At 64.1% G+C, this 8,136-nt stretch carries 8 protein-coding genes and 1 pseudogene; 2 read left to right on the forward strand and 7 right to left on the reverse strand.

Annotated features, from left to right (window positions below):
* Positions 1–298, forward strand: a pseudogene (locus CTR53_RS21050) (chemotaxis protein); the annotation flags it as partial.
* Between the two features lie 146 nt (positions 299–444).
* Here the strand turns inward: CTR53_RS21050 and CTR53_RS21055 are convergent.
* Positions 445–1,080 carry an FMN-binding negative transcriptional regulator gene (locus CTR53_RS21055; RefSeq protein ID WP_290818436.1) on the reverse strand — a complete coding sequence of 212 codons (636 nt, stop codon included), beginning with the start codon at positions 1,078–1,080 and terminating at the stop codon, positions 445–447.
* Positions 1,081–1,324: 244 nt separating this feature from the next.
* On the opposite strand from CTR53_RS21055, the gene CTR53_RS21060 reads away from it, so the two are divergent.
* Positions 1,325–1,801, forward strand: a complete 477-nt coding sequence (locus CTR53_RS21060; RefSeq protein WP_290818439.1) for a hypothetical protein — start codon at positions 1,325–1,327, stop codon at positions 1,799–1,801.
* Between the two features lie 54 nt (positions 1,802–1,855).
* On the opposite strand, the gene CTR53_RS21065 is transcribed toward CTR53_RS21060, so the two are convergent.
* The 6 genes from CTR53_RS21065 to CTR53_RS21090 all read right to left on the reverse strand — a co-directional run bounded on the left by CTR53_RS21065 (position 1,856) and on the right by CTR53_RS21090 (position 7,922).
* Positions 1,856–2,479 (reverse strand): ABC transporter ATP-binding protein, encoded by a 624-nt coding sequence (locus CTR53_RS21065; RefSeq protein WP_290818442.1) that lies wholly within the window; start codon positions 2,477–2,479, stop codon positions 1,856–1,858.
* On the reverse strand, positions 2,476–4,314 hold the full coding sequence (locus CTR53_RS21070; RefSeq protein WP_290818445.1) for a branched-chain amino acid ABC transporter ATP-binding protein/permease: 1,839 nt from the start codon (positions 4,312–4,314) through the stop codon (positions 2,476–2,478). The genes CTR53_RS21065 and CTR53_RS21070 overlap by 4 nt, the downstream gene beginning before the upstream one ends.
* 16 nt (positions 4,315–4,330) lie before the next feature.
* A complete protein-coding gene (locus tag CTR53_RS21075) occupies positions 4,331–5,206 on the reverse strand; it encodes a branched-chain amino acid ABC transporter permease (RefSeq protein WP_290818448.1) in 876 nt (291 codons plus the stop codon).
* A gap of 148 nt (positions 5,207–5,354) precedes the next feature.
* Positions 5,355–6,698, reverse strand: coding sequence for a substrate-binding protein (locus CTR53_RS21080; RefSeq protein WP_290818451.1), 1,344 nt, complete (start codon positions 6,696–6,698; stop codon positions 5,355–5,357).
* Positions 6,699–6,913: 215 nt separating this feature from the next.
* Positions 6,914–7,264, reverse strand: coding sequence for an Hpt domain-containing protein (locus CTR53_RS21085; RefSeq protein ID WP_290818454.1), 351 nt, complete (start codon positions 7,262–7,264; stop codon positions 6,914–6,916).
* Complete coding sequence (locus tag CTR53_RS21090; protein WP_290818457.1) at positions 7,257–7,922, reverse strand: response regulator transcription factor; 666 nt, start codon at positions 7,920–7,922, stop codon at positions 7,257–7,259. Before CTR53_RS21090 ends, CTR53_RS21085 begins: the two co-directional genes overlap by 8 nt.
* Positions 7,923–8,136: the final 214 nt, after the last annotated feature.

Genomic DNA, 8,136 nt, shown 5'->3' on the forward strand with positions numbered 1-8,136 from the left:
CGCGGCGCTGGCCGAGATCGTGACCTCGGTGAAGAAGGTGTCGGACATCGTGGCCGAGATCGCCGCCGCCTCTGCTGAGCAGTCGCGCGGGCTGGAGGAGGTCAATGGCGCGGTGGTCAACATGGACGAGATGACCCAGCGCAACGGCGCCCTGGTCGAGCAGACCAATGCCTCGGCCCAGGCCATGGCAAACCAGGCACGGCAGCTGGCCGAACTGGTCGGCCATTTCCGCATCGACGGCGAGGCGTCGGACGGACGTGCCGCCAACGACAGCGAACTGGAAGACGCTGCCGACTGAGCGGCTCTCCTCTAGGAATACAAAAAGCCCGGCCCGGGAATAGTTTCTGGCCGGGCTTTTTATTCCTCCGTCATCCCCGCGAAAGCGGGGATCCAGTGGATAGATCGACTGGGTCCCCGCTTTCGCGGGGACGACGACTGGAGGTGTTATCGCCTCTTCTGTGCCACGGCATCCATCGCCTCGGCCAGTGCCAGATTCTCGTCGCCGCCCAGCCGCCGCAGATTGGCGATCACCCCATCGGCATCGGGCAGCGGACGGTTCTGGCTCAGCTTGAACTTGCCTTCCAGCCTGGTCACCGGAATCTCGATGCCGACGATGCCGCGCACCATGCCGGCGAAGAAACTTTCCGGCTCGTCGTCTAGCCGCCAGCCATCGGGGCCTTCGTAGATCTTCGACAGCCGGTCGACGATGCCGCGCAGTTCGGCTGCATCGCGGCTGACGCGAGCGCGGCCATAGGCATGCACCACCATGTAATTCCAGGTCGGCACCGCCGGCTTCTTCGCATACCAGTTCGGCGAGACATAGCCATGCGGACCCTGGAAGATGCAGAGTACCTCCCGGCCATCGAGGGCCGCGACCTGGTTGTTGGCCGCCGCCAGATGGCAGACCAGGGTGCCATACTCGCCACGCTCTCTGTCGAGCAGGAAGGGCACGTGGCTGGCGATCATATCGGTTGCCGCGTCTGGGCCGCTCCCCGAAATCAGCAGGCCGAAGGCATGCGCCTCGATCAGGTCGAACAGGGGTTCACGGTCGGCTTGCGCGAAATGGGCGGGGATATACATGGTGGGTTGGCCGGTTGCTGGTGGGTGCCGGCTGGAATACGGCGCGGCCGGAGCGCTCGCAACCGCAGAATTGCACCCTTCTTGTCCCCCGGGCCGCCTGTGAAATCCGGGCTTGGCGATTTAACCTTTGTTCTACCGGGGGTTATACCGGCGTCATCTGAAAAATATCTGTGCAACCTTGCCGGGACTTTCGATTCAACCGCCGGCCTTAACATGCTAGAGACATTCAAAAGTATGCTTTGAGATGCAGACCACAGAAGCCGACCTGCCCGACGATCTGAAGACATTGCTTGCGCTGTGGCGCATGCATGCGGGCGCGCGCCGTTTTCCCGCCCGCGAGACTTTCGACGGCCGCACCCTGATGCCCTGGGCCGGCCGGCTGCATCTGATCGAGAGCCTGGAAGACGGCGACTTCTTCTTTCACCGCTTCTCGCCGATCAGCGCGGCGCGGCTGGGCATCGACCATACCGGCCAGCGCCTGTCGGCCACCGTGCTGGACGAGCGGAACACCGCGACCACGGGCGCCTATCGCCGCTGCCTGGCCCTGGCCCGGCCGGTCTGCGACCGCATTATGCCGCGGATGGACGACGGCAAGCATCACACGCCCTATGACCGCCTGATGCTGCCGCTGGGCGGCGACGAACGGCCGAACTTCCTGCTGGTCGGGCTGTGGTTCCACCCGGCGGAAATCCCCGCCGACAATCACACGGCGCGGATATAGGCCAGGACGCGGCGGCGCTGCCCGCCGCGCCGGCCGTGCCGATGCGCGCGTCCGTCAGACGCCGAGATAGCGCTGCAGCAGATCGGGCTGCTTCTTCAACTCCGTCGCCGGCCCTTCATGGGCAATATGGCCGTTGTTGATGATGTAGACGCGGCTGGCCAGCGCCAGCGTGGCGGCGAGATTCTGCTCCACCAGCACGATGGTCTGCCCGGCATCGGCCAGTTCCCGGCAGGCGCGCACGAGGTCGTGGATGATGACCGGCGCCAGGCCCTCGAACGGCTCGTCCAGCAGCACGATCTTCGGATCGCGCACCAGGGCACGGGCGATCGCCAGCATCTGCTGCTCGCCGCCCGACAGATCGGTGCCACGGCTGGTGCGCCGTTCCTTCAGGCGCGGGAACATGTCGTAGATGCGTTCCAGCGGCCATTTGTTCTGCGCGGTCAGGCCGGCGAGGATGATGTTTTCCTCGACATTCAGACTGCCGAAGATACGGCGGTTTTCATGCACGAGCTGCATGCCGACCCNNCCCATCAGGCTCTTCAGCGTCGTGCTCTTGCCGGCGCCGTTACGTCCGAGCAGCGCCACCACTTCGTTCTTCTCAACCCTGAGGCCGACATCGAACAGGATATGGCTGTCGCCGTAATAGCTGTTCAGGCCGCTGACTTCGAGCAGGCTCATGCCACTTCTCCATGCACGCCGCCCAGATAGGCTTCCTGCACCTTTGCATTGGTCTTGATCTCGGCCGGCGTGCCTTCGACCAGCACCCGGCCTTCCTGCAGAACGGTCACCTTGCCGACCAGTTCGAACAGGGCATCCATGTCATGGTCGATCACGATCATGGTGCGGCCCCGTGCGATGGCCTTGAGCAGCGCCACCGTCTCGACGCGTTCGCGCGGGCTCATGCCGGCCAGCGGCTCGTCGAGCAGCAGCAGGCTGGGCGACGTGGCCAGCGCCAGCCCGATCTCCAGCCGCCGCTTCTCGCCATAGGCAAGTTCGGACACCGCCGTGTCGAGCCGGCGAGTCAGATTGACCAGCGCGGCCGTGTTCTCCACCCGCTCATCGAGACCGGGAACCTTGTGGAGACCCTTGAACAGGTCGAGCTTGAACTTGCCGCGGGTTTCGCCAAGAGCGGCGATGATGAGGTTCTGGCGCACCGTCAACCGGTCGAAGAGCTGGTTGATCTGGTAGCTCTTGGTCAGGCCGAGCTGGCAGACATCGGTGACGCCCATGCCGGTGATGTCGCGACCCTCGAAGACGATCTTGCCCGACGTCGGCGCGATTTCGCAGGTGAGCATCTTGAAGAAGGTGCTCTTGCCGGCGCCGTTCGGCCCGATGATGCCGCGCATCTCGCCATGCTCGATCGAAAAATCGATGTCGCTGTTGGCAAACAGGCCGCCGTAACGCTTGGAGAGGCCGGTCGCCTGCAGGATCGGGCCTGACACCGGCGCGTCGCCGCGGCGGCGGCTGGGCATGGCCTCGATCGCGGTCGGATCGAAGGCCGTGCCGGCGGACGTCTCTGCCGCTTCGTCCGGGTCGACTGCTTTCCTGCCGCCCGTCGCCAGACGATAGAGGTCGACGATGCCGCCGACGATGCCGCGACGGAGGAAAAACACCAGGAGCACGAAGACGACCCCGAGCACCAGCTTCCAGGTGGCGCCGAGCTGCAGCACATTCTGGAAGAAGTCGCTCAGATAGAGCCACACGGCGGCGCCCACCAGCGGCCCGAACAGCGTGCCGCTGCCGCCGATCGCCGTTTGCATGACCAGCTGGCCGGAGGTCTCGAACAGGAAGGCATCCGGCGGCATGAAGCCCTGCATGGTGCCGAGCAGGCCGCCGGCGAAGCCGGCATAGATCGCCGCGACCACGAAGGCGGTCAGCTTGTAGCCGTGAATATTGTGGCCCAGCGCGCTGGCCCGCAGCGGATTGTCGCGGATCGCCGAGAGGATCGCACCGACCGGCGAGCGCACGATGCGCAGCGCGATGACGATGCCGATGAAGTACCAGAACGCCAGGAACATATACATGGTCCAGTCGGTGTTGAACTTCAGCACCGTGGATCCGAAGGCGATTTGCGGCGCGGGAACGCCGGGCAGGCCGTTCTCGCCGCCGGTGAAGTCCGACAGCGGATTGAATTCAACGAAATAGAAGACTTCCGCAATCGCCACCGTGATCATGGCGAAATAGATGCCCGTGCGCTTGAGCGCGATCAGGCCCACCAAATAGCCGACTACGCCTGCCGCGATCGCGCCGATGAAAATGGCGGCGATGACATTGGGGAAACCGGCCTCAGTCAGCAGGTAGGCGGCGAACATGCCGCCGGTGCCGTAGAGAGCGGACTGACCGAAGGAGAGCAGTCCGGTGTAGCCGAACAGGATGTCGAAGCCGAGGCCGAACAGGCCCCAGATCAGGATGCGGTTGATCGTGCTGGGCGAGAAGCCGAGATGCGGCAGCACGAAAGGCACCAGGATCAGCCCCAGCGCGGTGAGAAGTTCGACGAGGTGAGGACGTTTCATCGGCATGGCGCAGGCCTTACTCGCGGCCGGCCTGGCCGAGCAGACCGTGCGGGCGAAGCACCAGCACCAGCGTCATGGCCAAGAACAGCATGATATAGGAATAACCCGGGTTGAACATCGAGGTGATCGAGATGATCTCGCCCGCGATAAGCCCGCCGATGATGGCACCGGGGAAGGAGCCGACGCCGCCGATGACGACGACGACGAAGGTTTGCACCAGGATCGCCTCGCCCATATCGGGGGCAATCGATACCACCGGTGCGTTGACGATGCCGGCGAACCCGGCGGCCATGGCGCCGATGCCGAACACCAGCATGAAGACCCTGTAGACGTTGATGCCGAGTGAATCGACCATCACCGAATCTTCGATGCCGGCGCGCACGATCATGCCGATGCGCGTCTTGTAGAGCACGAAGTAGAGCACCAGCAGCGCCACCGCGACAATGCCGAGCAGCGCCAGCCGGTAGGTCGGATAGATCATGAAGCCGAGATCGGTGATGCCGACCAGCGGCGCCGGCGGCGGCACCCGCTGCGACAGGCTGCCGAAGGCGAAACGCACGGCCTCGACGAGGACGACGCTAAGGCCGAAGGTGACGAGGAGCTGATCCTCATGCGGGCGCGTATAGAAATGACGGATGATGATCCGTTCCACCACGACGCCGACGATCATGACGAACAGCGAGCCGGCGGCGGCCGCCACGAGGAAGGATTCGGTATAGGTGTAAGCGATCCAGCCGGCGTAACCGCCCAGCATGAACATCGCGCCATGTGCGAGGTTGAGCACGCCGAGGGTGCCATAGATGATCGTCAGGCCGGATGAAATCAGCGCCAGCAGTGCGCCGAGCACCAGCCCGTTGAAGCATTGCGATATGAAATTTGCCCAGTTAATCACGCCGGCCCCCGCCTACTCATGGGTGATTGGTCGCTCAACGCCTGCCCCCGGCCGCCACCGCCCGAGATCTTTCGGAGCGGCGACGGTCGCAGGCGGTGAACCGCATACCCTCCGGCCCAGGGATGGGCCGAAGGGTATCTTGCTTCGGTTAGGTGTAGTCGCCGAGCTTGCAGCCGAATTCGTCCGGCTTCTGCATCACGCCCGCGCCGGGAACCACTTCGAGCACCTCCCAGAAGTCCTCGTCGTTCTTCATGGCCTTCTTGGCCTTGCCGCGAACGATGACAACCGGACGGATGCACTGATGGTCTTCCGGACGATAGTGGACGTCGCCCAGCAGCGAGGGGATGGTCTCGCCCTTCTCGTACTGCTTGATGACAGCCGGCGGATAGAAGGTACCGGCTTCCGAGACCATGCGTGCCCAGTGAGCGAAGCTGACATAGGCATTCTCGGCGCCCCATTCCGGCCGGTAGCCGTACTTCTTCTTGAAGGCATCGACGAACAGCTTGGCCAGCGGATACTGGTCTTCCTGCGTCCACCAGAAATCGGTCGCCGCGAAGACGCCCTCGGTGATTTCCGCGCCCACTTCCTTGGCCAGGAACGGGATCTGGTAGGGAATGACGAGTGTCATCTTGGGCAGGAGGCCGAACTGCTTGGCCTGCTGCGTCGAGAGCACGGCGTCGCGGCCCCAGTTGACGTTGATCAGGAAGTCGGCGCCGGAATTGGCGATGTTGGTGAGATACTGGCTGTAGTCCTGCGTGCCGAGCGGCGACACCTGGTTGGTCACCATCTTCCAGCCGCCATTGGCGGTCAGATAGTCGTTGACCGACTTGGTCACCGTGTGGCCGTAGGTGTAATCCGGCGTCATGAAGGCCGCCTTCTTACCCTTGCCGAACTGCTTCAGCAGCACCGGGCCGATCGCGGCCGCGGCGGTCTGGCCAAAGAAATTCTGGCGGAAGCCGTAGCGCACGCAATCCTTGCCGGTGGTGTCGTTGGAACCGGAAATGCCGGCCAGATAGAGGATCTTCTCACGCTGGGCGAACTTGTTGAGCGCAACGGCCACGGCAGAGGACGTCGAACCGGTCATCATGATGATCTTGTTGTCATTGATGAAGGTCTGCTGCGACTGCACCGCGTTGTTCGGCTTGGCGCCCGAGTCCGCCGACAGCAGCTTGACCTTCTTGCCGAGCAGGCCCTTGTCGACCTTCGGCGCGAGCTTCTTCATCAGCTCGTGGCCGGTGTTGATATGCTCGACGGCGAGTTCCCAGCCCTTGAGCTCATCGGCGCCCTGCGCCGCGTAGCTGCCGGTCAGCGGCACGGCGGCGCCGACGCTGACGGTGTCGCCCTGCGAACCCGCCGGCCAGGTGCCGATCGGCGGCTCGCCGGCCGCCCATGCCAGATTCGGCATGCCGGGGATCAATGCGGCGCCAGCAACGCTGGCACCCAACTGCATCACACGACGGCGCGACAGGCCGCCTTTCAGGTCATGGAACATTGTTCTTCTCCCTAATTTCCAGTTTCCGGCCGGCACTTGTCCGGCCGCCTTGGGATTACTAGGGAGGGAGATTCGTCCGGCCAATTCGCACCCGGAAGCTGACGCGCCCGAAGCAGGAACCCCCGGCTCAGCTCCTCCGCTGAATCCGGCCTGCAGTAAACGGGAGCAAGCTGAGAACCATCTGACGTGAAACTGACCTGAAACTGATTTTACGATTATCCCCGGGCCGCTTCGATGGCCCGGTCGAGCGCGCCGACCAGCGCGGCCAGCGCATGGGCTGCGTCCTGCCGGTTGCCGGTGCCGTTACGTAAGCCGGTCATCTGCTCTTCCAGGTCGAGCGCCGCCGCACTCACCGCGGCATGGCCGAATGTCCCGGCGGCGCCGGCGAGCCGGTGCGCCAGCCGTTCGACGGCGGCGAGACGGTCGGAGCCACCGCCGGTTGGCACCGTGGCCGCAAGGACATCGGCAAGCTCGCAGAGCGCTGCGCGATCCGCAATCAGCCGGAGTGCGAAGGTGCCGTCCGGATCGAGAAGAGCAAGGTCGGCGGCGCTCGGCGCCTCAGCCATGGATGGTCGCGCGGTGACGCTCGACCANNTCGTCGTTGTAGCCGTAGAGCGTCTCTTCGATCATCCGCTTCGGCGTCATGTGATTCTTGCGGCGGGCGAGCAGTTCGAGCAGCTGGAACTGCTTGCGCGTCAGCGGTGCGCTGGCGCCGTCGACGACGGCCTCCAGTGCATCGCGGTCGACGACGATATTGGCGACGTTGAGCCGGCGATCCTTCAGCGACGAGGGCCGGCGCAGCAATGCCGTGACCCGTGCCCGCAATTCGGGCACGGCAAAGGGCTTCACCAGATAGTCGTCGGCACCGGAGGACAATCCGCTGACCTTGTCCTCGACCTTGCTGCGTGCCGTCATCATCAGGATCGGTGTGGCGATGGACCGCTTGCGCAGCTCGCGCACCAGATCCATGCCGTCGCGGTCCGGCAGGCCGAGATCGACGACCATCAGCGCATAATCGGTGTCGCGGCTCGCCAGCAGCGCATCCTCGGCAAAACCGATCACGTCGACGGTGAGGCCGAGCGCGCGCAGTTCGCGCCCCACCAGGCCGGCGATGTCGCGGTCGTCCTCCACGACCAGAATGCGTGTCTGCGCAAAGGCCAAGGCAGAGCCGTCGCCGAAAGCATTGCTTTCGACCAGATCGGTAACTGTGGCGCTGTTTGTCATCCGTCAGCTCCCTGCTGATGGCGCCCTTTGCGGGTCGATTGTGTGAGCCTTGTGCCGCAAAAACAAGGTGTTTACAAATTTTCCCAGCTATCCGGTTGGGTCGGCGAGGGAGAAATCTTCCGCAAAAAGGGGAGATTATGGCGGCTTCGGTGCTGATTGCTGACGACGACGCCAACATAGCGCAGGCGCTGTGCTTCCTGATGCAGCGCGAAGG

It is taken from the genome of Ferrovibrio sp., from assembly GCF_002796975.1.
GTDB lineage: Bacteria > Pseudomonadota > Alphaproteobacteria > Ferrovibrionales > Ferrovibrionaceae > Ferrovibrio.

Excerpts from the sequence above, each read along its gene's own strand:
- CTR53_RS21055 (WP_290818436.1), bottom strand. The coding sequence starts at position 1,080 with ATGTATATCCCCGCCCATTTCGCGCAAGCCGACCGTGAACCCCTGTTC.
- CTR53_RS21060 (WP_290818439.1), top strand. The coding sequence starts at position 1,325 with ATGCAGACCACAGAAGCCGACCTGCCCGACGATCTGAAGACATTGCTT.
- CTR53_RS21070 (WP_290818445.1), bottom strand. The coding sequence starts at position 4,314 with ATGAAACGTCCTCACCTCGTCGAACTTCTCACCGCGCTGGGGCTGATC.
- CTR53_RS21080 (WP_290818451.1), bottom strand. The coding sequence starts at position 6,698 with ATGTTCCATGACCTGAAAGGCGGCCTGTCGCGCCGTCGTGTGATGCAG.
- CTR53_RS21085 (WP_290818454.1), bottom strand. The coding sequence starts at position 7,264 with ATGGCTGAGGCGCCGAGCGCCGCCGACCTTGCTCTTCTCGATCCGGAC.